Here is a 730-nt window from a genome sequence, read left to right on the forward strand (position 1 = left end):
AGCGCCGGTCTCACCCTGCGCACCCGTGGCACCGACGGCACCCGTTTCACCCTGGGCACCCGTGTCGCCCTTGGCGCCGGTCTCACCCTGAGCACCCGTGGCACCGACGGCACCCGTTTCACCTTGGGCACCTGTTGCGCCAACGGCACCAGTCTCACCCTGGGCACCCGTGTCACCCTGCGCGCCGGTCTCACCGACAGCGCCAGTGTCACCCTTGGCACCGGTTTCACCCTGAGCACCCGTGTCGCCCTTGGCGCCAGTTTCACCCTGCGCACCGGTCTCACCCTGCGCACCGGTTTCACCGACTGCGCCGGTCTCACCGACTGCGCCAGTGTCACCCTTGGCGCCCGTGGCACCGACGGCACCCGTTTCACCCTGGGCACCCGTGTCGCCCTCCGCGCCGGTCTCACCGACTGCGCCAGTGTCACCCTTGGCGCCGGTTTCACCCTGCGCACCGGTCTCACCGACTGCGCCAGTGTCACCCTTGGCGCCTGTTTCACCCTGCGCACCCGTGGCACCGACGGCACCCGTTTCACCCTGAGCGCCAGTGTCACCCTTGGCGCCGGTCTCACCCTGCGCACCGGTCTCACCGACTGCGCCGGTCTCACCGACAGCGCCAGTGTCACCCTTGGCACCGGTTTCACCCTGCGCACCGGTCTCACCGACAGCGCCAGTGTCACCCTTGGCGCCGGTTTCACCCTGCGCACCCGTGGCACCGACGGCACCCGTT

At 69.9% G+C, this 730-nt stretch carries 1 protein-coding gene; it reads left to right on the forward strand.

Annotated features, from left to right (window positions below; all coding sequences use genetic code 11):
- Positions 1-730, forward strand: a 730-nt coding sequence (locus tag DK847_RS21065; protein WP_280956424.1) for a hypothetical protein, incomplete at both ends; no start/stop codon positions are given.

Origin of the sequence: Aestuariivirga litoralis (assembly GCF_003234965.1) — a bacterium.
GTDB lineage: Bacteria > Pseudomonadota > Alphaproteobacteria > Rhizobiales > Aestuariivirgaceae > Aestuariivirga > Aestuariivirga litoralis.